At 60.8% G+C, this 23,157-nt stretch carries 23 protein-coding genes; 10 read left to right on the top strand and 13 right to left on the bottom strand.

Going from position 1 to position 23,157, the window contains the following annotated elements:
- Position 1: 1 nt before the first annotated feature.
- The 4 genes from RQ479_RS16570 to RQ479_RS16555 form a co-directional block, all read right to left on the bottom strand.
- Positions 2–856, bottom strand: coding sequence for an MBL fold metallo-hydrolase (locus tag RQ479_RS16570; protein WP_376701857.1), 855 nt, complete (start codon positions 854–856; stop codon positions 2–4).
- 105 nt (positions 857–961) lie between these two features.
- Positions 962–1,411, bottom strand: coding sequence for a cyclic nucleotide-binding domain-containing protein (locus tag RQ479_RS16565; protein ID WP_023675957.1), 450 nt, complete (start codon positions 1,409–1,411; stop codon positions 962–964).
- A gap of 157 nt (positions 1,412–1,568) precedes the next feature.
- The gene (locus tag RQ479_RS16560) at positions 1,569–4,283 is read right to left on the bottom strand and encodes an ABC transporter transmembrane domain-containing protein (protein WP_376701856.1); all 2,715 of its coding nucleotides are present in this window, start codon (positions 4,281–4,283) and stop codon (positions 1,569–1,571) included.
- 17 nt (positions 4,284–4,300) lie between these two features.
- Positions 4,301–4,666, bottom strand: coding sequence for a hypothetical protein (locus RQ479_RS16555; protein ID WP_376701855.1), 366 nt, complete (start codon positions 4,664–4,666; stop codon positions 4,301–4,303).
- Positions 4,667–4,751: 85 nt separating this feature from the next.
- On the opposite strand from RQ479_RS16555, the gene RQ479_RS16550 reads away from it, so the two are divergent.
- Positions 4,752–5,420 carry a class I SAM-dependent methyltransferase gene (locus RQ479_RS16550; protein WP_376705958.1) on the top strand — a complete coding sequence of 223 codons (669 nt, stop codon included), beginning with the start codon at positions 4,752–4,754 and terminating at the stop codon, positions 5,418–5,420.
- A gap of 219 nt (positions 5,421–5,639) precedes the next feature.
- On the opposite strand, the gene RQ479_RS16545 is transcribed toward RQ479_RS16550, so the two are convergent.
- The 8 genes from RQ479_RS16545 to RQ479_RS16510 all read right to left on the bottom strand — a co-directional run bounded on the left by RQ479_RS16545 (position 5,640) and on the right by RQ479_RS16510 (position 12,259).
- Positions 5,640–6,836 (bottom strand): glycosyltransferase family protein, encoded by a 1,197-nt coding sequence (locus RQ479_RS16545; RefSeq protein WP_376701854.1) that lies wholly within the window; start codon positions 6,834–6,836, stop codon positions 5,640–5,642.
- Positions 6,833–8,077 (bottom strand): glycosyltransferase, encoded by a 1,245-nt coding sequence (locus RQ479_RS16540; protein ID WP_376701853.1) that lies wholly within the window; start codon positions 8,075–8,077, stop codon positions 6,833–6,835. The genes RQ479_RS16545 and RQ479_RS16540 overlap by 4 nt, the downstream gene beginning before the upstream one ends.
- Position 8,078: 1 nt before the next feature.
- Entirely contained in the window at positions 8,079–9,293 is a 1,215-nt protein-coding gene (locus RQ479_RS16535; RefSeq protein ID WP_023716538.1) for a glycosyltransferase family protein, read from the bottom strand.
- A gap of 261 nt (positions 9,294–9,554) precedes the next feature.
- Positions 9,555–9,818 (bottom strand): hypothetical protein, encoded by a 264-nt coding sequence (locus RQ479_RS16530; protein ID WP_376701852.1) that lies wholly within the window; start codon positions 9,816–9,818, stop codon positions 9,555–9,557.
- Between the two features lie 344 nt (positions 9,819–10,162).
- Positions 10,163–10,681: an SRPBCC domain-containing protein gene (locus RQ479_RS16525; protein ID WP_376701851.1), complete on the bottom strand. Its 519-nt coding sequence runs from the start codon at positions 10,679–10,681 to the stop codon at positions 10,163–10,165.
- A complete protein-coding gene (locus RQ479_RS16520) occupies positions 10,662–11,024 on the bottom strand; it encodes a helix-turn-helix transcriptional regulator (RefSeq protein WP_023716541.1) in 363 nt (120 codons plus the stop codon). The genes RQ479_RS16525 and RQ479_RS16520 overlap by 20 nt, the downstream gene beginning before the upstream one ends.
- A gap of 104 nt (positions 11,025–11,128) precedes the next feature.
- The gene (locus RQ479_RS16515; RefSeq protein ID WP_376701850.1) at positions 11,129–11,482 is read right to left on the bottom strand and encodes a hypothetical protein; all 354 of its coding nucleotides are present in this window, start codon (positions 11,480–11,482) and stop codon (positions 11,129–11,131) included.
- A gap of 486 nt (positions 11,483–11,968) precedes the next feature.
- On the bottom strand, positions 11,969–12,259 hold the full coding sequence (locus RQ479_RS16510) for a winged helix-turn-helix transcriptional regulator (RefSeq protein ID WP_376701849.1): 291 nt from the start codon (positions 12,257–12,259) through the stop codon (positions 11,969–11,971).
- A gap of 195 nt (positions 12,260–12,454) precedes the next feature.
- On the opposite strand from RQ479_RS16510, the gene RQ479_RS16505 reads away from it, so the two are divergent.
- Complete coding sequence (locus tag RQ479_RS16505) at positions 12,455–13,309, top strand: SDR family oxidoreductase (RefSeq protein ID WP_376701848.1); 855 nt, start codon at positions 12,455–12,457, stop codon at positions 13,307–13,309.
- A gap of 52 nt (positions 13,310–13,361) precedes the next feature.
- On the opposite strand, the gene RQ479_RS16500 is transcribed toward RQ479_RS16505, so the two are convergent.
- Positions 13,362–15,425, bottom strand: coding sequence for a N,N-dimethylformamidase beta subunit family domain-containing protein (locus RQ479_RS16500; RefSeq protein WP_376701847.1), 2,064 nt, complete (start codon positions 15,423–15,425; stop codon positions 13,362–13,364).
- A gap of 195 nt (positions 15,426–15,620) precedes the next feature.
- On the opposite strand from RQ479_RS16500, the gene RQ479_RS16495 reads away from it, so the two are divergent.
- From RQ479_RS16495 to RQ479_RS16460, 8 genes are all read left to right on the top strand, one after another.
- Positions 15,621–16,394, top strand: a complete 774-nt coding sequence (locus tag RQ479_RS16495) for a 3-oxoacyl-ACP reductase family protein (RefSeq protein ID WP_352784049.1) — start codon at positions 15,621–15,623, stop codon at positions 16,392–16,394.
- Positions 16,395–16,474: 80 nt separating this feature from the next.
- Positions 16,475–17,797 carry a histidinol dehydrogenase gene (hisD, locus tag RQ479_RS16490; protein ID WP_292654386.1) on the top strand — a complete coding sequence of 441 codons (1,323 nt, stop codon included), beginning with the start codon at positions 16,475–16,477 and terminating at the stop codon, positions 17,795–17,797.
- 15 nt (positions 17,798–17,812) lie between these two features.
- On the top strand, positions 17,813–18,835 hold the full coding sequence (locus RQ479_RS16485; protein WP_376701846.1) for a zinc-binding dehydrogenase: 1,023 nt from the start codon (positions 17,813–17,815) through the stop codon (positions 18,833–18,835).
- A gap of 31 nt (positions 18,836–18,866) precedes the next feature.
- Entirely contained in the window at positions 18,867–19,598 is a 732-nt protein-coding gene (hutC, locus tag RQ479_RS16480) for a histidine utilization repressor (protein WP_376701845.1), read from the top strand.
- 225 nt (positions 19,599–19,823) lie between these two features.
- On the top strand, positions 19,824–20,825 hold the full coding sequence (locus tag RQ479_RS16475) for an ABC transporter substrate-binding protein (RefSeq protein WP_376705957.1): 1,002 nt from the start codon (positions 19,824–19,826) through the stop codon (positions 20,823–20,825).
- Positions 20,826–20,979: 154 nt separating this feature from the next.
- Complete coding sequence (locus RQ479_RS16470) at positions 20,980–21,720, top strand: ABC transporter permease (protein ID WP_352843751.1); 741 nt, start codon at positions 20,980–20,982, stop codon at positions 21,718–21,720.
- Between the two features lie 10 nt (positions 21,721–21,730).
- Positions 21,731–22,513, top strand: coding sequence for an ABC transporter ATP-binding protein (locus RQ479_RS16465; RefSeq protein WP_376701844.1), 783 nt, complete (start codon positions 21,731–21,733; stop codon positions 22,511–22,513).
- 204 nt (positions 22,514–22,717) lie between these two features.
- Entirely contained in the window at positions 22,718–23,119 is a 402-nt protein-coding gene (locus tag RQ479_RS16460; protein ID WP_376701843.1) for a YciI family protein, read from the top strand.
- The last annotated feature ends 38 nt before the right edge of the window (positions 23,120–23,157 follow it).

Raw genomic sequence — 23,157 nt, 5'->3', positions numbered from 1 at the left:
CTCAGCGCTTTTTGCGCAATGAGACTGGAAGTTTGAGCGTCTGGCCATCCCGCGCGGCAAAAGCGCCGGTAAACCTGTCCTTGGCCAGTTTCTCGATCTTGTCCAGTTCCTTGTCGGTGCGTGTCGGATCGTGGTGAAACAGGGCAAGCCCGCGCGCACCCGCCGCCTCACAGAGCTTGACGCCCTGTTGCCACGTCGAGTGCCCGTAACCGCGGCGGCGTTCCATTTCCTCCTCGGTGTAGGTGCAATCGTAAATGACGAGGTCGGCATCTTCGATCAGGCCGAGCACCGCCTGATCGAGTTTGTCCGGCTCGTGCTCAGTGTCTGTGATCACCGCCACGACGCGGCCGCCCCATTCGACCCGGTAGCCTATGCAGCCGCCCGGATGGATAAGACTGCCGGTTCGGACCACCACCCCTTCGCGCGGCCGAAGCACGTCTCCGGATACGAAATCGCGATAGTCGAGGCTTGCCTTGCAGGCCTCCAGTTTCACCGGAAACCACGGCGGCAGCATGAACTCATCGACCATCTGCCGGGTCGTCATGTGTCCTGCAAGATGCCCGGACCAAAGCGTAACCTTGGCGCTCCGGTCATAGATCGGCGCAAAAGACGGCAGCCCGATGATGTGATCGTAATGGCAATGGGTGAAAAGCAGGTCGAAATCGGTCACGCCCAACGCCTGAAGCGCCGCGCCGGCAGGCCGTAGGCCAGAGCCTGCGTCGAACAGAAGCGTATGCTTACCGCATCGCATCTCGACGCAGATTGAGTTGCCGCCATAGCGAGAGAATTCTGGCCCTGATACCGAAATGCTGCCGCGGACACCCCAAAACCTGACCAGGAAAACGTTGTCGTCCATGCTACCCCTTCGCCCATCATATCCAAACAACTGCTGCTAGGCGAGACAGGCTTTGTCCGGGTGATCTTCTCAGCGAGAGGACAGTGCCGTCACGACGGCGAGGCGTCATTTGGCGCTTCGTGCGTCGATCAGATCCGCGGTCGTATGGCTTAGGCGATCGGCAAGAACCCGCAATATCTCGATGGTCATTTCCGGGAACTCCCTCATAAGCCTCAGGAAATGATCCTTGCGGATTCTCAGGGCTTCCAGCGGACTTGCCGCTCTGACGGTGGCAGTGCGGGAGCTGTTGCACAATATGGCGATCTCGCCAACGATCGAATTTGGCTCCAGTTCGGCAACTTTTATCGGTCCGCTGTCGGAATCGACAAGAATATCCGCCCTGCCTGAAAGGATGACATAGGCGGCGTCTCCCTCGTCGCCCTGCCGGAAAAGGATCTGGCCGGCGCTGTAGCTCACACGATCGGATGTGAACGCAAGCAGCTTGAGCTTTGTCGGCTCGATGGCAGAGAACAAGGGAACGCGTTGCAGCATTCCAACTTCATCCTTGAGCAGCATTGTCGCAAACCTTCCAAAATTCGCGTTTGCCAGACTAGAGCAACGGACGCCCAGATGGAATCAATTCTCTTTCCGGGATGGCGAGACAAACCACGCGAAAGGCCGCGAGCCCGATGTCGTGCACCGGCAGAATGATCCCATCTGCATGTCCGTTGCTCTATGACAACAGTTCCTTGAAGATACCGTTCCCTGCCAAAAGTGTCTCGTGTGATCCGTCTTCCGCCAATTGACCCGAGTCGAAGACGATAACGCGATCGAACATCATCGCCATTGCCGGATTCGTCACGACCCACACAATTGCCGGCGAATGGCCGTCGCGCCTGGCTTCCTCGAGCACATTTCGCAGCACCTTATCCTGCATGCGCTGGTCGAGCGCCGACAGCGGCCGGTTGAGAATGAGAAAATCGGGACGCTTGAGCAAGGCCCGGGCAACATCGAGCTTCTGTCGCTGTCCACCGGTGAGCCGCCTGCCGCCGGAGCCGACGTTGAAGTCCAGGCCGACATCCAGAAGTTCGCCATAAAGCCCCAGTTCGTCAAGAATGTCATAGACGATGGAGCGTATGCGGTCCGGCGCGTCGGGATGATTGTTGCCCACACGCCCGAACAGGACATTATCCATGACGGTGGCCGCGGCAATGTATTTGGCAGGATCATACCGTTCGACCGCATTGTGCAGCTCGGGCGGCAGGTCTTCATAGAACCGGTTGCGTGCAGCGACGATCTTGCTCATCAGCTCGTCGCTCAGCAGGCCGAAGCGGTGCCGGGGCTCGATATAGGCAAAGCTCAAGGTGACGATCATGGCGCGATCGTGCTCCGGAACCGCCTCGTAGGGACGATTCTTGAGCCGTTGCAGCAAGGTTTCGTAGGCGGGTATCTCCTCCGCGCTCATGAAGGCAAGCTGCTGGAAGAACTGGTGATCGGGCGGCAGGTCGGCAAACAGCTCGATCGCCTGTTTGGCGATCTCCAAGCCCATTTCGTAGAGCGTGCGGTCGAGGCCGGCTTGCCTCAGCACGGAAGCAAAATAGGGATTGGCCGCCAGGGCCCTGTCGGCCAGTTCGGGGCCGGCGGCAGCGCCGAAGAGCAGGTTTTGGCCGATCGTTGCTTCCTTATTGTACGCGCCCGGTTCGAAAGGAACCACCAGTCCGCTCAGCCCTTCTTGTTCCAGCCGGGTCCGCAGCGCCGCACGCAGTTCGACGATCCGCCTGGCAAGCTCCGTGTGACGCGTGAGGTCGGCCGAAGAGCGCAAGCCAAGATCCAGAATGTCACGCGACAGAACAACCGCGTCCAGCACCCGGCGCACGGCTTCAAAGAGGTCGTGCGGGCCGGTAGCGCCAGCGGAAGCATAGTTTATCCAGTCGCTGTGGATATCAAGATCCGGATTGCCCGACCGGCGCGCCTCGTGGATGTTCCAGCGGTGCTGGTCTGCCGCAGCACCGTCGTAAGGCACCGATGTCAGCGGCGCATGCTTCAACCCGTAGAGCAGGTTGTCGCGGAGGCTTGCCTGGAACAGGAAAACATCCGACGAGGCATACGACATGCGCCGGCCGGTTACTGCTTCGGGGAGTTCAAGCAGGTCGTCGGTGCCCGAAGCGACCCTTCCGCTGTCCGGCCAGTTCAGCCGCGCGAAGGCTTCTGCAAGCGCCTCCGCTCCACCTGTTGCGGTACTGACCAGCGCCACCGTCTCACCCGGCTTGACCTGGAGGGAGATGCGGTTGAGGAGCATTGCACCGCCATCGTCTGCTATGGATAGATTGATCGCCGACAGCGGCTTGGTCATCGGATCGGGATCGTCGATCGTCAATGCCCCGATTTTCGGCGCGATGAGACCCTCGACGGTGAACTGTTCAACGACCTGTTGATATTTGACCTGGACATCCTGCCGATCCTGATCCCAGTCGATCAGTTCCTTCATCGGTCCGGGCAGATCCTTGTAGGCGCCGATGACGGCCACGAGCTGGCCGACGTCCAGCCGCCCCTGGATGACCAGATACCCGCCGATCATGTAGAACAGAAAGGGCGTGAGCTGCGCGAGAAAATTGTTGAGGAACTTCACCATGAATTTCCATTGGTAAAGATCGAAGCGGATCTTGAAGATGAGCCCGAGCCGGGCAGCTATGTCGGCGCGCTCGTAGTTTGATGTATCGTGGACGTGAACCGCGCCGATGCCGTCGACGATTTCGCCAACCCGGCCCGAAAGCGCGCGCGCCGTCAACTGCCGTTGGCGCCCGAGCACGATCAGCCGCCGCCGCATTCGCGGGATGAGCACGATCTGGATCGCCACGATCACGACTGCTATCATTCCGAGCCAGACGTTCTGGATCATGATGAACAGCATGGCCGTCAGCGCCTGGCCGCCGAGCAGTACCGGCTGCAGGAAGGCGTCGCCGATGAAGCCGCCCAGCGGCTCCACCTCGTCCTTCACCATGGTCGCCACTTCGGCGGATTTGACCCGCTTGAAGTAAACCGGCGGAAAACGCAGCACACGGTCGACCAGATCGAAGCGGATACGCCGCAGCATGCGTTCGCCGAGGCGGCCCTTGTAGGTGTTGATGTAGAATTTGAACAGGCCGTTGATGACGACTAGCAAGAGGAACACAAGGCTCAGGGCAAACAAGGTCTCCTTGCGGTCGAGCTGAAAACCGGAGAAGAACTGGACTTCTCCAATGAACGGCAGGTTATAGTGTAGCCTCATGAATGGCTGGGTCGCGCCCGGTTGCTCGAAGCCGCGACCTTGGATCGGTCCGTTGACGATCAGCTTCGGCAGGTCGAAGGACATGAAATACGGGATCATCGAAAGCACGACGATCATCAATATCCAGAGCTGCTGCTTCTTGGTGTGCGTCCAGATATAGCGGGCTAGGCTGGCTTCCATATGCGACTGTGGACCCTTCAGTTGGAAGGATGCAGGATGTAAAAGCACCTGCTGGCGAATGGCGTATCGGCAATTTCTTCGTCGCCAACGACAGGTTCGAAGCTGCTGTGCACGGACTTTGTCCTGCGCTCAACGATGCAGGGAACCTGCGAGGCGGCGCGATCCAGTTCCGGCGCATGGTCGATGGCAACGACATGGGCATTGTTGATCGGCGAAGAAAGCAGCTGGCCAAACGGTTCGCGGCTTCCGTAGGGCTTCGGCGAACAGCCGAGCAGCACGAGGCAGCAGCTGCGCGGCTGGTGCCGGCGAATGGACGCCGATGATCCGGACAGATGCAACAGGCGCTCTCCGGCACCGGGCAACAGCCAAGCGGCTTGCAGCATGATCACGTCCGCGGAATCAAACAGTCTTGCGGGAGGCAAGATTGCGTTGTGTCGCCCAAAATCCCAACATACAAGACGAATTATGATGGATGTCACGCAACCACGCAATGCCATGGACTGGCACGAGCAAGCCTTGGACCTCACGCGGGGAATTGCTGCTTATGTCAACTGCCCTCTCGTGGCAGGGCTGGCGCGCGTCGTCGCCAAGCATCCGAAGGCCGATATCGCCAACGCCTTCAACCACAAGCAGGTCGCCTGCAAGATGTGGGCGCTCGACAGGCTGTTCGAAAGCTGCGGCGGCCGGTTCGAGCGCATATGGGTTCTGGGTGGATGGTACGGCGTATTGCCTGCAATGCTTTTCAACGATGCCCGCTTCGACATCGCGGCGGTCGATAGCATCGACATCGATCCCGAAGTCGCGCCGGTCGCCCGAACCCTCAACCGGGAAGCCGGCGACCGGTTCCGGGCGCTGACGGCAGATATGTACGCACTCGACTATGCGGCTGGGCGGCCCGACCTGATGGTCAATACGAGCTGCGAACACATAGCCGATCTGCGCGCCTGGCTTGCTCTGCTTCCGCCGGGCACGAATGTACTGCTGCAATCGAACGATTATTTCAGCGAGCCGACGCACATCAACTGCGTGGCTTCACTTGCAGCCTTCGAGGAAATGGCGGCGCTACGGGAGGTGCGGTTCTCCGGCGAACTGCCGACAAAAAATTATACGCGCTTCATGCTGATTGGAACTGTTTAATGCATTTCGCCCAAAAGCGCGTAGCGGTTTTGGGACAACGACACGCATAAAAACAGGACTTGAAGCGCGTCGCACGAATCTCACCAGATGCGACGCGCGTTAGAGCATTCCAGGAAAAGTGTGAAACGGTTTTCCCGGGAAAAAGCGCGTAGCGCTTTCCCTTGGGAATTGCGTCAAAACAAAGAGATAGAGCGGTTCTGCGTGAAACGATGAACCGCTCTACGATCTATCGTCTGTTTGATCATGAACTTTTTCGAAACCGGGCCCCACATTTAGGGACCATGTTCGATGCCGCTCGCGCAGGATCTGCGCGGAGCGACGCGCGCCTTCCAGATCGAGACGATGCGCGGATGGCATCGGTCCCACAAGCGCCTGTTCGATCGCTTGCGCCAAACCTTCAGGCGTTAGGTCCTTTTCCATCAGCACCGTTGCAAGACCGAGTTCTTCGAGCATCAGGGCGCGAACCGTCTGTTCGGTTTCCCCGCCGGCCGCGAATGGAACGAGCAGGGAGCGGCAACCCGCGCGCAGGACATCGCAGACCGTATTGTAACCCGCCTGCGAGACCGACAGGCGGGTGCCGGTCAGCAGGCTGGCGAAATCCTCGCGGAACCGGAAGATGGACAGGCCTGGCGTGGCATCGCGTGCGATCGCGTCAAACTCGTCTTTCGGCAGGTTTGGGCCGGTGATCAAACACCATTTCCAAGCGTTGTTGGCATTCCGCGCAGCTGCGATGGTAGAGCTGACAAGGCTCTTTCCGGCAGCCCCGCCGCCAACCGACACCAGAACGTCGAAGCGCTCGGAGGCCGCGGGCGATGGCGGCGCGGCAACGAGCCCTGTGTAGGTGACGTCGGCCCTGATCGCCCCAGCCAGTGGAAATGTCTTGTCGATGGTTGCGAAAGCCGGATCGCCGTGGACCATAACAAGATCGAAATGCCTGTTGATGAGATCGACCGTTTCCTCGTTTCGGCCCGGCTTGACGCGCTCCTGGAGGATATCACGGACGGACGTCGCCAGCAGCGGTCTGGGCGACGTCGCGTCGATGGCCTCGATCAGCGGCAAGAGTTCGAAACGCATCTGCCGGCGTCCAAATGGAAACGCCTCGACAATGACGATATCAGGCCTGCAATCCCGGAATGCCTGCAGCAGCATCTCTGAACGCCATTTCTTGAAATCATCGTCGATCGGGTTGCCTTGCAGGTCGACAAGTCCCGAAAATCCCTCATCACCGGAGGTGACAGGTGGCAGGGTTACAGATTTTACTCCCAATCCCGGAAACCCGGCGATCGGCGCTCCGCCGGTCACGACGGTTACGTCAAACCCGTCATCGACCAGAGCCGCTGCAATGCGGCTGGCGCGCGCGAGATGGCCGATGCCGAGCAGGTGCTGGACATAGAAGAAAGCGCGCAGCCGCTTCATTCGGCGGCCCGCCACTCCCGCTCGAACAGTTCCTTGAGCTGTCCAATGCTTGCCATATGATCGAAATTGCCGCGCACGCGCCGCTCCGCGGCGTCGCCGAGGTGGTCGCGGAGCACGGGATCACGGATCAGGCGCTCCAGCGCCTGTGCCAGGGCAATCGGGTTTTCCGTCGGAACCAGCAACCCGGTTTCATCCGGCGATAAAAGCTCCGGCACGCCGGAAATATCGGTCGACACGCAGGCAAGCCGCTGGCTAGCCGCCTCCACCAGAACGTTCGGCAGACCGTCCCGGTCACCATTTGCGGTGATCCTGCAGGCAAGGGCGAAGATGTCGGCGCGACGGTAGTGCTCAAGCACCTCCTCCTGCGCCAGCGCGCCTTTCCAAGAGACGCGACCATCCAGGCCGAGCTTTTGCGCCAGCGCCTTGAGCCGTTCCAGTTCCTCGCCGCCGCCGATATGCTCGAAACGCCACGCCAAATCACCGGGCAACAGGGCAAGGGCCTCCAGCAACGTATCGTAACCTTTCTTTTCAACGGCGCGCCCGACGCTCAGAACGATAACGGGTTCGTCCGGCGCCGAGCCGTCATGCTGTTTTCGCGCCTCGCCGAAACTGCCGAAGCGATCAAGGTCGAGCCCATGATAGCTCAGATGCACAGACGAGTTGCCGTTAGCGAGTTTTTTCAGACGGTCGAAGCCGGTTTTCGTGCAAGTGACCGTCCAGCGGGCCGAGGAAAGCTTCCCAGCCAGATCCCAGTCCGCTGAAGTCCAGATGTCCTTGGCATGGGCCGAGCAGCTCCAGGGCAGGCCACGAAGCTGGCTGGCATAGCGCGTCACCGATGCCGGTGTGTGCGCGAAATGTGCATGCAGCCAGCCTGCGTCTTCCGGCCATTCGGCCGCCAGCACGAGCGCTTGCCCGAAGCGGCGCGCGCGATTGCGCGTAAAGTCGCGGGGCATATCGGCAGCCAGCGATCCGAGCGCGCGCCAGAAGCCCGGTCGCAGCAGATAGGCAAACAGCGAGCGAAGCACGCGCAGCGGCTCTTCATGCAGATATTCCGGCAGATAATGAACGGGCGCTTTGATCTCGTCATGCACGGGGTGGCGTTTTGCGTCGGTCGGCCGCCTGAGCGCGACGAGTATCAGGTCGAACCCCGCACGCTCAAGACCGAGCAGTTCCTGCGCGATGAAGGTTTCGGACAGCCGCGGATAGCCCTTCAGAACCACGACGATCTTGCGATGTTGCAACTCAGGTCATTCCTTCAATGACCGAAAGGTGATGGCCGGCCCGCCGGTCGAGCAGTTCCGCGACGATTTCGGAAATATGAGGCAGCCCTTCCAGCGTCAGATGCGGATTGCTCTGTGATGGGTGGGGCCGGTCCGGCAGCGCCACCAGTGCATCGGCAAACCGCTGGGAATCCTTGGCTTCCTCCGGCAAAAGCATCTCGATGAGGCCGAGTTCGGCTGCGCGCCGAGCGCGGATCAATTGTTCCTGGCGGGGCTCGACGCGCGGCACGATCAGCGCCGGCTTGTCGAAAGACAGTATCTCGCAATAGGTGTTGTAGCCGCCCATCGCCACTACCGCCTTGGCGCCGGCAATCAGGTCTTCCATGCGGTTGTCGAACTCGATGATCTTGATGTAGGGGATCTTGGACCCCTTCTTGAGCAGCTTGTTGCGCTTGCGCGCCGGCATGTAAGGTCCAAGCACGATCAGGGCTCTATGCTGCAATTGCGGATCCTGCTGATAGGCATCGATGACGTCGTGGATCAGTTCGGCGCCGTCACCGCCGCCACCGGTGGTAACGAGGATATAGTCGCCCTCTGGCCGGTGGCCGGGCAACTCGTTCCGCTGCAGGCTCCGTTGCAAGAAACCGACGAACCTCATCTTTGCCCTGACAGCCGGCGGCACATCCAAGCCGGTCAACGGATCGTAGAAATCCGGCGGGCCATAGGCCCAGACCTTGTCGTAGAACAGGCCTATCTTGCGCATCACATCCCTGCGTGCCCACTCTGCTTCGAGCAGATGCGGCGCATCCATCACCTCGCGCAGGCCAAGCACCAGCGTGGTGCCCCGCGTCTTGAGGTAGGACAGCGTGTCCTCAATCTCACCGCGCAGGCCGAGCGGTTCCTTGTCGACGATGAAGATATCCGGCCGGAAGGTCTCAGCTGTATGGCGGATGATCGACTGGCGCATCCTTAGCGTCTCATGCAGATCGATGTCCTTTTCCAGCGAGGTGTATTCACCATTGCGCAGCTTGATGACGCTGGGGATCTTCACGAAATCGACACGGGCGCGGTAGTCGAAGGCGCCAGCGATAGTCGCACCCGAAATGATAAGCACCTGAAGTCCGCGGAAATCCTCGACCAGCGAATGCGCGATAGTCCGGCAGCGCTGCAAGTGGCCGAGCCCGAACGTGTCGTGGCTGTACATGAGAATTCGAGCGTTTTCTGCGTGCTGGGTCATTGTTGAACGTCTCTTAGAATTCTCGCTTTGAGGACCGTGGGCGACCCGACGGCTTCGAAACCATCCTGGTTTTGAAACATGAGGCCGCGATTTTCAATTTGTATTACTTCTGTGGAATGCCTGTCAGATAACTTTCTGATTGCCTGAGTCCGAAACTAGATGGATTGGCGAATATCGCCTCGGCGGGAGCGGGCCGAGACTCCCTGTTGTTGTTTTCGGATGGGTGGACGGGGAAAGCGGTGTCCAAAAGATCGGCAGAAGTCATCCCTCTTGATTCCAATAAGCTCCGGTCTCTCCGAACTCGATTGGTTTCGGAGCGGTGAAAGCGAATTCCGCTATCCTGCGCATATAGTCAATTGCTTGATCGGTATACGAAAGGACAGGGTCGCCGGGCGTCGCACGGCGCATGTTGTTGTAGAACTCATTTCGCGCGCCATTGGTCTCGGTCTTGGGGGACCAAAGGTGCTGCCCATCAATCTCTTGACCGGCGGTCTGATTATGATTCACCGACCAGAACTGAGCCATCTATCGCCCAAGCTAGCCGGAATTTCGGCAGGAATCGAGTGGATGCCAGCGCTCACAACACACCGCCTGCAGCAGGGTGTGTGCAACACCGGTTGCTTGTCGGTCGCTTTGGCCTCTGGCTAATGCCTTAGCTGGGGCGGTGACGGTACTTTTTGAGATGACCTGAGCGCGTCGCCGAACGTCGCAAGGTGCGAAAATCGCTCGATTGGTCCCGATAGTTGGCGAAACCTCAATGAGTTTGATGATTGGCCTCGTGGGTTCACAGAGGGCGGCGACGATTTCGTCGGGGTTCTCTTCCGCCTAGTTGAAGATCCAGGCGGCCGACCGGGAGATCGACGACTTCATCACCATCGCACGCTCGCGCCTAGCGTGACGAGAAGCTCGTCCAGTTGCTCGAACGTCTCGCCCATCGCATCCGCCGCCCCGGTGCCGGCAGCGTCGAGAGCTTCCTTTGAGGGATAGAGCTCGTGCATGACCAGCAGCGTCTTGCCACCTTTTTCCTCGAAGGTCACCATGGTGATGGGTCCACCGTCACCACCTTCGTCATTGGTCCAGACGAGGCGCGAGTGCGGTGTCACTTCGATATACCTACCGAAGAACTCGTCAGGGTTTGAGGTATCGTGACCGAACACCAAACGGTACCTGCCCCCGACACGAACATCCATCTCGCAGGAACGCAGGAACATGCCCATCGACTTCGGTGCCCACCACCGCATGAACAGCTCGGGCTTGGTCCAAGCCTCGAACACGGTGCGCGCCGGCGCGTCAAAGTTTCGCGTAACGACCAGCTCCCGGTCGGACTTCCGTTCCACCATCGTGCGGTTCTGCATGGGGGTGGGCTCACTAGCTCTTGTTTCGTCCATCGACTTTCTCCTTCCGTTTCAATTCCTCGACAACCTTGTCCAACTCGTTGAAGCGTGCGTCCCAGAGCTGGCGGTGCCTCTCGATCCATGCCGCCTCTTCCTCCAGTGCGCGTAGGCCAAGCTTGCAGGTCCGCACGCGCCCAACCTTCTCCGTGGTGACGAGCCCCGCCTTCTCCAAGACGCCGACGTGCTTCTTCATGCCCGTGAGGGTCATGTGGAACTTTTCGGCAAGGTCCGTGATCGAGGCGTCTGCTCGTCCGAGTTGCTCCAAAACGCCGCGCCGGGTGGCGTCCGAGAGCGCGGCGAACGAGGCATCGAGGTGGGGCATTAAATACTGAACCATATGGTTCAGTATTTAACAGACAGGTTGGCGGCGTGCAAGGGGAGGCCGAGTGGGCTGCGTTGCCGGCCGCCCCTTCTGGTAAATCGCAAGCGATTAGCGGATGTTCAAGTCGGAGCAGGGTCGGTGAGGAAGGGCATGATGTCCACGCCGTCTCCTGGGAAGACCGTGAAATGCGGGTGGTTCTCGAACAGGCGGGCGGCGGCATCGATGGTATCGGCCTCGACGACAATATAGCCGCAGAAAGGGTTCACGGCGTCGGCGATGCCGTCCCTGGTAATGCGCCTCGTCTTACCGACCATGCCGCCGCGATCGGGGAAAAATGCGGCATTTCTCTCCTCCCAGTCCGCCCACTGCTGTAGGCCGACGGCATCAATCGCATCCTGCTCGGGCTTAGGCAGGCTACGAAAGCGGGCGAGGTCTTCGGGCTTCATGGTGTAGACGGCAAGAAAACGGGGCATGCGGCGGTTTTTTCTTCATGCTGGCAGAAGCATGCTAGCTTAGTCTCCTGGAGGGCCCAAGTCACTGCGCATTACCACCCTCTAAATGCCCGCCCGCTATTTGCGTCAGTCCTGTCGATGCCTATCAGTGAGCGCAGGTCCGAGTTTATGGGGGCTGCCTTGTTCACCCTCGGCGATCGCTCCGGCGCGCCGGATTGCCGTAAACACACCTAGACCAGTCTTTGCTTGAGCGGAGCAACTCCTGATCTCCCGCTTCGGCGAAGTAACCCTCGCCACGTTCTACGATCTCCCAACTGCTGCGTCGGGCCGGTCTGAAGGGGCGTTCACGCCAACAATGACCCGAGGCTGAAGCTGGCATCCATTTGAAACGCCCGACCTGCCGGCGGGCGGAACTGCTCCACCACCAGATCAACGGGCACATCAAGCGTCATCCCTGTTCGGGGGACAGCCCGAATGCAGTCCGGCCGCCAAACGATGTGCTCACGATCATTCAGCCGAAGAATCACGGAGCAGCAGGCGCGACCCGACGTCCACAATAGACCTGATAGCGGGAAGCAGTTCCTGCCCCAACGAGGTCAGCTCATATTCCACGGTCGGCGGTGATGTCGCCATCACGTTGCGATAGAGGACGCCGCGCTCCTCGAGGTCTCGCAGTCTGCTGGTCAGTACCTTCGCCGAAACGGCTGGGATATCGCGGCGGAGTTCGGAGAACCGACGCGGGCCGTCGCTCAGGGACCAGAGCACCTCGGGTGTCCAGCAGCCGCCAAGCAGCGCCATGCACCTCGACATGGGGCAGCCGGGGAGAGCCTTTACCTTTTTTCGCGTCTTGAGAACCATCGCGCACCCTTCTCGGGGAGTTTCCAGTTGGTTACCGGAAAATAGTGGTAACCACAAGATACGTGGTTTCCAATGGTAACGATGGCCGCTATTCGAAGGCTCTCCGGTCCACGCAACAACGAACTGGACTGAACGATGTACGCAATAACTGGAGCAACGGGACAGCTTGGCCGCCTGGTGATCGAGGCACTGCTGAAGACCATTCCCGCCGACCGGATCGTCGCGGCGGTTCGCAATCCGGCAAAGGCCAGCGATCTGGCAGAGCGCGGTGTCATCGTAAGAGAGGCGGACTACAACCGTCCCGACACGCTCGCCCCAGCTTTCGCCGGCGTCCAGAAACTGCTGCTGATTTCGTCGACCGAGGTCAGCGGCCGCCTGCCGCGGCATCAGGCGGTGATCGAGGCAGCCAAACGCGCCGGGGTTTCGCTAATCGCTTACACCAGCATGCTGCACGCCGACACGTCTCCCGCAACGCTCGCAATCGAGCATCGGCAGACGGAGGAGGTCATCGCGGCCTCGGGCCTTCCTGCCGTCATCCTGCGCAATGGCTGGTACACCGAGAACCATCTGCTGGCGCTTCCGGCGGCTCTGCAGCACGGCGTCTTCGTCGGCGCCGCGCAAGACGGGCGCTTCTCGTCCGCCGCGCGGCGGGACTATGCCGAGGCCGCAGCCGTGGTGCTGACGACCGACGGCCAGGCGCGGAAAACATACGAGCTCGCCGCAGACCAGGCCTTCACGCTCGCCGAGCTTGCGGCGGAGGTCTCGCGGCAGTCGGGCAAGGCTATCGCCTACAACCATCTTTCCCAAGCCGCTTATCAGGATGTGTTGACGGGGGCCGGGCTGCCGGCCGACTTTGCTGCTCTTCTGGCCGATACCGACGCTGCAGCCGCACGCGGAGCGTTGTTCGATGACGGAGGCGCCCTGGGGCGGCTAATCGGTCGTCCGACCACCTCGATGCAGAGCCTTGTCGCGGCCGCATTGCGCGGTTGAAGCCGGGGCTCAGAACTCGACGTGCATAGCGCCGCCAAGCGGATACGGGTCTTTAGATTTTCTCGACTGGATTGGGTTCTCCTTTCGTCGCGCCGAGGCGGTTGAGCAGATTGAGCGTGATCCTGCCGACATCGTTCATGGCGCCTGCGGCTGGCAGCGCGCCGCACCAGGCAACCGAGCTTGCCGAAAAGATCAAGCCGCCTGCTGCGAGCTTTCGCAGGGTCATTTCGGCGCAGCGGCGGGCGATGCGTTGAGTATCCCCACCCTCATACCAGCGCGTCGGATCCTGGAAGAAGCTGTCGGGAAATCCGGTCGCACGCGCGATCACGACGGTGTCAGCGGACGTGCCGAGGGCTGGATCCGTCGCATCCACTTCGTAACCCGCGGCACCGCCCAGCACGATGCCGTCCGTGCCGAAGGTCGCATTTTCAACGCCTTCGAACAGCCATGCGCATCCTGCTTCACGGCTTTCATCAGTGCGCGTGAAGGGGCGCGCGCCTTCGAAGCCCATCAGTGAGATCGCGCCGCCGATCAGCGAGAATTCGCCTCGGCTGCGGGAGCGGAGATAGCCGCCTGGTTCGTTGGTGATCGACAGCGCCTGTTCGGCGACCGGGCCGTCCCAGGTGCGGCCAGCCTCCAGCGGCGAGCGCCGCAGCTCCATCAGGTCGTCCTTGAAAGCCACAGTGGCAGCGAAGCCGTTTCCGCCGAGATAGGCAATGCTGCCGCCTTCGGCCACAAACTGCCGCAGTGCCTGCTCCATCTCGATCGACATATATTCGGGGTGACTGCCGGTGACGACGGCCTGATGTCGACGCAGACCGTCTATGCCGCATTCGTGCAAATCGTGATCGGTCAGGACGTCAAACACGATTCCATTGCCGTGGCAGAATCGGAGGAAGTGCAGATCGACCGGCAAATTGTGTGGGCAGCCGCAGAGCGGATAGTCGTAATCGTCCCTGAGCGTCACTTTCGGCTTTTTGTAGGAGCAGATGGAAACGCCGCTGAGGTCGGAGTGGTAGTCGTAAAGAGATTTCAGATTGTTGGCGATCGCGAAGCGATGTCCCCGGTCGTCGCCTTTCCATTCATAAAGATGATCCGGGAGATATTCGTCCGCATAAGCGAGATAGGTGGCCGTCGGCACGAGATACAACAGCGGCGACGAAACCTGTGAAGAGGTGACGAAGAACACCACGCGTTCGTAGCCACCCTCCCATTCGACCTGGAACGCGTAGACGCCTGGGTGTGCGTTTTCAGGGATCGTCACGCGGTGCGATACCGGCCACTCAAGCGGGCCGATGTCGTCGTCGTGGCAATGGATAGCGTCGTAGTGCGACGGCACTAAGCGAGGCTCGAAGCTCGATCCGTCCCAGCGTGCCGAAGTCACGCAGAAGGCTGGCTGATTGATCACATCTAGGAGCAGCGGATCTGCTCCGTCCGACGACAGGATCGGCGGCGTTGGTAACAGCGTCGGGAAATCCCAGGCAACAGTCCCCTGTGGGGTGTCGAGCCGGATCGCAGCAAATTTCGCGTTGAGGGTAGGTTCGTGGTGGGTAGCACCTGCTCCGAAATGGATGCCGTGCGCCTGGAGGTTCCGCGCAGGGCGGTCAAAACGTTCATGGAGTTCGTAAGGCGCGAGAAGATCATGGGATTTGATGAGCAGACGCGATTGCTCCTGCCGCAGATCCAACTCGACAGTGAGCCACACACCAGTTGGCGCCTTCTTCTCGACAAGAGTTTCGCCGCCGATTTCCACGACAAATGCGCCGTCGCGGAGGCGCAGCCCGAGGGCGCCTGCCTCCAGGATCGTGCGCGCACCTTCGTTGCGCGTGAGGAACAGCTCAAAACGTATGCCGTGGAGGGCTTGTACTTTGGCCAGTTCGCCGGCTCGCACGAACAGGAACGACCCCTGGTCGAAATGCCGATGCCGTGCTTCACCTATCGTTTCGATGGGCCAGGCGAGAAATTCCGGAGCCGGCTTGTCGAGCCGGCAAATTCGTGTGGCCTTTATCGGCCGATCGCATGACAGGCTGAGGTTGATCCGCTGGCCTGCTTTGGCACTCCAGGGGGTGGTATAGCCAACCACGCTCATCGCGTCGTGGTCTACTGCGCGCTTCATCTATCCCTCCCGATGAACTCCAGATGGGCTGTGGCGAACCGCATAGACCGGTCCGATGTCGGCCGATGCGCTGCCGCTCTGACAAGCAAAGTTTCGCATGGCGCACAGCCATGATGTACATGCTTGTATAGATAAGCTGCATTCGGATAGTCTCGACGCGATCGGTCCAGGCGCGACATTACCAAGGAGGATGACATGCGCAACGCATCTCTCTTCGACCTGTCAGGCAGGAAGGCGCTTGTAACCGGCGCAAGCCGTGGCATCGGGCGCAGCATCGCCGAGGCGCTCAGCGCGGCCGGCGCCGACGTCGCGGTCACGGCGCGCAGCGTGGCCTCGCTCGAGAAGACGATGGCCGCCATCCGCACCGCCGGCGGGGTCGCGCACGCCATCGCCCTGGACGTCACCGATGTCGACCGGTGCCGGGCGGCGACAGCCGAGGCCGGCAGCCTGCTCGGAGGTCTCGATATTCTCGTCAACAATGCGGGTGTGGAAGAGGTCCGGCCCTCGCTCGACGTCGATGAAGCGCTGTGGGACAGGATTGTCGATACGAATCTCAAAGGCGCCTTCTTCTGCGCCCAAGCCGCCGCGCGGCAGATGAGAGACGCCGGACGGCCCGGCGTCATTATCAATCTCTGCTCGCTGACCTCCGAGGTCGGGATTCCCACGGCGGTGCCGTACGGCTCGTCGAAATCAGGACTCCTCGGCATGACGCGGGCGCTTGCAGCGGAGTGGGCCGATCTTGGGATCCGGGTCAACGCCATCGCGCCTGGCTATTTCAGGACAGCGATGACAGACGTGTTCTACAGCAACGAGGCATGGCAGCAATCGATGCTCGCCAAGATTCCGCAGCGCCGTTTTGGTGATCTCTCGGACCTGCACGGAATCGCGGTGTTCCTCGCTTCGGATGCGGCAGCCTACATAACCGGCCAGTCCATTCCCGTGGATGGAGGCTTTCTCGCATCGATTTGAAGGCTTCAGGGGCTGGAGACGTGTCCCAGAAGTGATCGACAAGCGCTAATCGCAATTGCGTCCTAAGAAAAGGAGCCGCCATGTCTGACGTCAGCTTCCACCGCCTGTCATCCCTCAGTGTCGATCAGCGGGCCAGTTTACTGAAACGCGCCGAAGGAGATCTGTCTTCCTTCATCGAAAAAGTCCGTCCAATCATCCAGTCCGTCAAGGATGAAGGTGACGCGGCCTTGCTCCGGTTTGCACGCGAGCTCGACAAAGCCGATGTTGCCGACGGTGAACTGAAAGTTTCGGAAGCGGAGTTCGACGCGGCATTCGATAAGGTCGAGAAGGATGTCGTGGAGAGTATCCGGTTCGGCATCGAGAACATCCGGCATTTCCACGAGGAGCAGCGCCCGGAAACGATGTGGCTCAAGGAAGTTCGGCCAGGCGCCTATGCGGGCGACCGATACACACCGATCGCTTCGGTCGCGCTTTATGTTCCGCGCGGCAAAGGCGCGTTCCCTTCGGTGACGATGATGACGTCGGTTCCGGCGGTGATTGCCGGGGTTCCCCAGATCGCGATCGTGACGCCTGCGACTTCGGATGGTTCCGTCGACGCCGCGACGCTGGTTGCTGCCCGCCTCGCCGGGGTGGAGACCGTGTATAAATGCGGCGGCGCCCATGCGGTCGCCGCCGTCGCCTATGGAACCGAGACCGTGAAGCCTGCCGTCAAGATCGTCGGGCCGGGGAGCCCGTGGGTGGTGGCGGCAAAGAGCGTGTTGTCCCCGATCATCAACACAGGTCTCCCGGCCGGTCCGTCCGAAGCGATTATTTTTGCCGATGACAGCGTCGACGGCGGCCTGGCCGCTCTTGACCTGTTGATCGAAGCCGAGCACGGGCCGGATTCCTCGGCCTACCTGGTGACGCACAGCCGCAAGGTCGCCGAAGCCGCATTGATTGCGATACCGGAACACTGGTCCCGGATGAGCGAACAGCGTGTGGAGTTCTCGCGCGCGGTGCTGACTGGAAAGCGCGGCGGCATCGTGCTGACCGAGTCGCTGGAGGACAGCTACCGCTTCATCAACGATTATGCGCCGGAGCACCTCGAGATTCTGTCAACGGAGCCATTTGCGCATCTCGGACGTATCACAGAAGCCGCCGAGATCCTCATGGGACCGCATACGCCGGTGACCCTCGCCAATTTCGTCCTCGGACCCAATGCGGTGCTGCCGACCAGTCGGTGGGCGCGAACCTTTGGACCGCTTTCCGTGACGGATTTCGTCAAGAGATCGTCGGTCGGCTATGTGACCTCGGCGGCCTATCCAGAACTCGCACTGCATGCCCGCAGGCTCGCCCGCTACGAAGGCTTCAGCTCGCATGAGAACGCGGTTTCGGAGATCCGCGATCGCTATCTCGCCGGCTGAGCGGAAACGATGATGATGAGGGCGGCGCGACTCCATGGACCCGGCGACTTGCGCGTCGAGGATATCGCCGCGCCAGGCGCTCCCGAGCCAGGCTGGGTGAAGCTGAGGGTCGATGCCGCAGGCATTTGCGGTTCCGATCTTCACAACTTTCGCACGGGCCAATGGATAAGCCGGTCGCCTTCGACGGCTGGCCATGAGCTGACAGGCACGGTGATCGCCATCGGCGAGGGCGTGGACACCGTCGCCGTCGGCGACCGAGTGGTCGCCGATTCCCGTTTCTGGTGCGGAAAATGCGCGCAATGCCATGCAGGCAGGCGGCATCTTTGCACGTCGCTGGGCTTTGTCGGCGAGATATGCGACGGCGGATTTGCCGAACAGGCGGTCCTGCCCGCGCGCCTCCTGCACATCATCGATGCCGTGCTGGACGAACGGGTCGCGGCGATGGCCGAGCCGCTAGCTGTAGCGTTGCATGCAGTGCGGCGTCTGCCGAAAACGGCGGGCTCCGTTCTTGTCGTCGGCTGCGGGACTATCGGCGGGCTTGCCGCACTGCTGCTTTCCCGGACATTCGCAGGTACCGTGCTCGTCGCCGATCGCAATCAGGGCCGCTGCGCCCGGGTGGCGCGGGTGACCGGCGCCAGCATCGTCGACTTGAACCGGAACGCCATTGCCGCCGCCACCGCGGATGCCCCCTTGCTTGCTGCCGTCGAAGCGACCGGCAGCATCGCAGCACTCAGCCAGTTGCTCGGCGTTCTGGATGCCGGCGGCACCGTTGCGATGGTCGGCATATTCCATGGCCGCCTCGATATCGATCCCAACATCCTGGTTGAACGCGAAATCGCATTGCTGGGATGCCACGCCTTCGCCGATGAGCTTCCCGACGCCATCCGGATGCTCGGCGAACTGACTGAGCCCATGGTCGAACTGATCGACCGCGAGATTGGCCTGGACGATGTTCCCGCAGCCTATGAGCTGCTGTTGGCGGGGCAGGGCGATGGCTTGAAAACAATCATCCGGATGCGGTCTGCCGGGCGCGTGTGATTTCCGAACCTTGCCGGAAAGGATTTTTGAAATGATCACTTTGCCCGACACCGCCAGCCCTCTTTACGAGAAGGTCAAGGACTACATCCTGACGAACATCGGAACCGGACGATGGAGCAAGGATCGGAAGCTGCCGTCCGAAAATGAATTCGTGGCGACACTCGGCGTTTCTCGGATGACGGTCCATCGTGCCTTGCGGGAGTTGACCTCTGCGGGTTTTCTGATCCGGCTCCAGGGCGTCGGTACATTCATCGCGCCACCTCGACCGCAATCCGCACTGATCGAGATCAACAACATCGCGGCGGAAATTGTCGCGCGGGGAAACAGGCATCGCTCGGAGGTTATCGTCCTCGAAAAGATCACGCCGACAAAGGAGCTCGCGCTTTCTTTCGAGTTCGCAAAACGCGCGTCGGTCTATCATTCCATCGTCGTTAACTTCGAGAACGACCTGCCTGTGCAACTGGAAGAGCGCTTCGTAAACCCGGGCCTGATACCCGACTATGACAAGCAGGACTTTTCCAAGACAGCGACCTACGACTACCTGATGCAGAAAACCCCGGTGACGGAGGTCGAGCACATCATCTCGGCGACCCCTGCCGATGCCGAGACGGCGCGGTATCTGGGCATCGATGTCGGCAGCTGCTGCCTGTTTCTGCATCGCCGGACATGGACGGGCGCCGTCGTTGCCACGATCAGCAAGCTGACTTACGTTGGAAGCCGCTACTCGCTTGGCAGTCGGTATTCTCCGTCCAAAAAAACCTGATCGCAGTAAAGCGATTCAGAGTCGGAAGGAGGGGTCTAACTTGTATATGCATGTATGTATTTAGCCTTGACATCCGCTGTTGCTGACGTTGAAGTGTCGTCGCACTTTCGTTGAACGGACAGCTAAGATGCCGAGGCACGGTGCCGCAAGAGCAGAAGCCCGCATTCTCACCAGGCCGGATGTTTGGTTCAAAAAAGCGGCCTGATCATCAAGGGGAACAAGATGATGCGTAACCTAACAGGACAATTTCGGGCACTCGTTATGGCTGCTGCCGTCGGGTTTGCCCCGGCGGCCTACGCGGCCGACACGACAATTCCGGCGACGCCCGAGGCGGGAACATTCAAGATCGGCATCGAGCCATGGCTTGGCTACGGCCAGTGGCACGTCGCCGAAGCCAAGGGCCTGTTCAAGGCAAACGGGCTGTCCGACGTGCAGATCGTGAATTTCGCCGAGGACAAGGACATCAACGCCGCGCTGGCGAGCGGCCAGCTCGATGCCGCCAACATCGCGACCCACACGGCTATGGGCATGGTTGCGGCCGGCCTGCCGGTGAAGATCGTGCTGCTGCTCGACGTCAGCATGACGGCAGACGCCATGATCGCCGGCAAGGACGTCGCCTCCGTCGCCGACCTCAAGGGCAAACAGGTCGCTTTCGAGGAAGGCACGACGAGCGACATCCTGCTCAAGTACGCGCTCGCCAAGAACGGCATGTCCATCGCCGATGTCCAGCCGGTTCCAATGCCGGCGGCGGATGCCGGCAGTGCGTTGATCGCCGGCCAGGTCCCGGTCGCGGTGACCTATGAGCCCTATCTCACCGCCGCCAGGGCGCAGAACAAGGATGTCAAGCTACTCTTCACCGCAGGCGAAGATCCCGGCCTGATCAGCGACGTGTTCGTGGTGCGCGATGAGGTGATCAAGTCGCGTCCTGGCCAGGTGCTTGCCATGATCAAGACCTGGGATGCGGCCCTGAAGGCCTACAACGCCGACACGCCCGAGGGCCGGGCGATCATCTCCAAGGCGGTCGGTTCGAGCGTCGAAGACCTCAACACCGCCTTTGATGGCGTGCGTTACTATAGTCTCGCCGAAAACAAGGATGCGCTGATGGGCGAATTCTCCACCAAGATATTCGCCGATGTCGAAGCGGCCGCCAAGAACGCCGGGCTGCTTCAGGCGGACGTGACGCCGGAGCAGATGATCGACCCGTCATTCGTCAAGGCCGCGAAATGACGAGGGCCGGCTCGCGGTGGTGACGCAAATGTCCGAGCAGCGTGCCACCAAAACGAGCCCGTCTCACGCAGCACCGAGGCCGGTGACCAAACAACCGACACGCCGTCGCCGATCCTCCGGGATCGGCGCGCCCATCGCACGCTCGCGCTTCCTGATGATAGCAGTGGCCGTCTTTGCCGGCCTCGGCCTCGCCTGGTGGGCGGCAACGGGGCTGGGACTGGTAAAGCCAATTTTCCTGCCCTCGCCGGGAAGCGTGGTGACCCAACTCGGCAAGCTCTCGGGTGACGGCACGCTGTGGCTGGATCTCAGGACCTCGATATACCGTATTTCCGTTGGCTTCCTCATCGCCTCGGCATTGGCGATTCCGATTGGCGTGCTGATCGGCAGCTTCAGGACCTGGGAAGCGGCCATCGAGCCGCTTGTGGATTTCATCCGTTACATGCCGGTGGTCGCTTTCGTGCCCCTCTCCATCCTGTGGTCGGGGACAGGCGATGCCCAGAAGTTCCTGATCATCTTCATCGGCACCTTCTTCCAGCAGGTGCTGATGATCATGGACAATGTGAAGCGGGTTCCCGCTGATTTCATCGGCCTTGGCAGGACGCTCGGGCTGCCGGATCGCAAGATCCTGACGCGCATCGTGGTTCCCAGCGCCTTGCCGGGCATCTGGGATACGTTGCGCATCAGTCTCGGCTGGGCATGGACCTGGCTGGTGTTGGCGGAACTTGTCGCGGCGACATCAGGCCTCGGCTACCGCATCACCGTGTCCCAGCGCTATTTCCAGACAAACACCATCATCGGCTACATCCTGCTGCTGGGCGTGCTTGGTCTCATCACTGACCAGGTCATGAAGGCACTGGGAAAAGTGCTGTTCCGGCAGGAAGGCCACGTGCAATGAGGCCGCGCCGATGAGTTTGCCCAAACTGCGGATCAAAGGTCTCCACAAGAGCTTCGGCACGGGCGCGCGGCGCACGGAAGTGCTGCGCGATATCAATCTCGATCTTGCCGACAACGAGTTCGTCTCGCTGGTGGGCACGTCGGGTTGCGGCAAGAGCACGCTGCTGTCGATCGTTGCCGGACTGCAGGATTTCGACGCGGGAGATCTTGCCATCGATGGCGCGCCGATCCTGCAGCCGGGCCTCGACCGCGGCGTCGTTTTCCAGTCCTACACCCTGCTTCCCTGGCTGACGGCGCAGCAGAACATCGAGTTCGCCCTCAAGGCCGCGGGTCATGATCGCGCGACATGTCGCAGGATAGCGCGCGAGCATCTCGATCTGGTCAAGCTCCCGCACAGCGCCAATCGCTATCCGTCTGAGCTTTCGGGCGGCATGAAGCAACGTGTGGCCATAGCGCGTGCTCTTTCCTATCGACCCAAAATGCTTCTGATGGATGAGCCCTTTGGCGCGCTCGATGCCTTGACCAGGCATCAGATGCAGGAACTCCTGACGCAGATCTGGGAGGAGCACAGGCTCACCGTGCTCTTCGTCACTCATGATGTGGAAGAAGCCGTCTACTTGTCGGACCGCATCATCGTGATGGGGATCGGCCCGGGACGCATCACGCAGACCTTCAATGTCGACATCGAGCGCCCGCGCCGGGAAGAGGTCATGGAAACCCCGGCCTTCATGGATTTGCAGCGCAGCGTGCACAAGGCGATCCGCGAGGCTTCAAAACGTCCCGAAATGGTTTAGGCGGACCACTCAATTACTTACAATCGCGACCAGCGTTGCGCCCAATCTCGATATCGCGCCATCGCAAATTCCCGACCAGGGGAGCCGCCATTGGCGTCCTGCTCCTCAACCTCGAAAAAAATTTGCAGGACAATGTCGATTTCCTAAACTCCGTTCGTCGTTTCGATGCCGGCCGGTGAGGCCGGCTCAACAAGGAGACCGACGATGCGTGTGATGGTGCTCGTGAAGGCTACCGAGGACAGCGAAAAGGGCTTTCTCCCCACGCCCGAGGCGAAGGAAGCGATGGAGGCGATGGGCAGATTTAACGACGAGCTGCGCAATGCCGGCATCTTGCTCGACGCCGACGGCCTCAAGCCCTCCTCGCAGGGCAAGCGCGTTGCGTTCGATGGTCCCCGCCGGACGGTCATCGACGGGCCTTTCGCCGAGACCCGCGAACTGGTCGCCGGCTTTTGGCTCTGGGAAGTCAAGGACATGGACGAGGCGGTCGCCTGGGTGGAGCGCTGCCCCAATCCCATGCCGGGACCGAGCGAGATTGAAATCCGGCCGCTGTACGAGTTGGCTGATTGGCAATGGGAATCTGACGCCGGAGGTCACGGAAATCCATGACCGGACGCGCGAGAAGCTCAGCGGCAACTGAACCTGTC

Origin of the sequence: Mesorhizobium sp. ISC25 (genome assembly GCF_042295465.1) — a bacterium.
In the GTDB taxonomy this organism is placed as follows: Bacteria; Pseudomonadota; Alphaproteobacteria; order Rhizobiales; family Rhizobiaceae; genus Mesorhizobium.
This window is presented reverse-complemented; position numbering and strand designations above follow the sequence as displayed.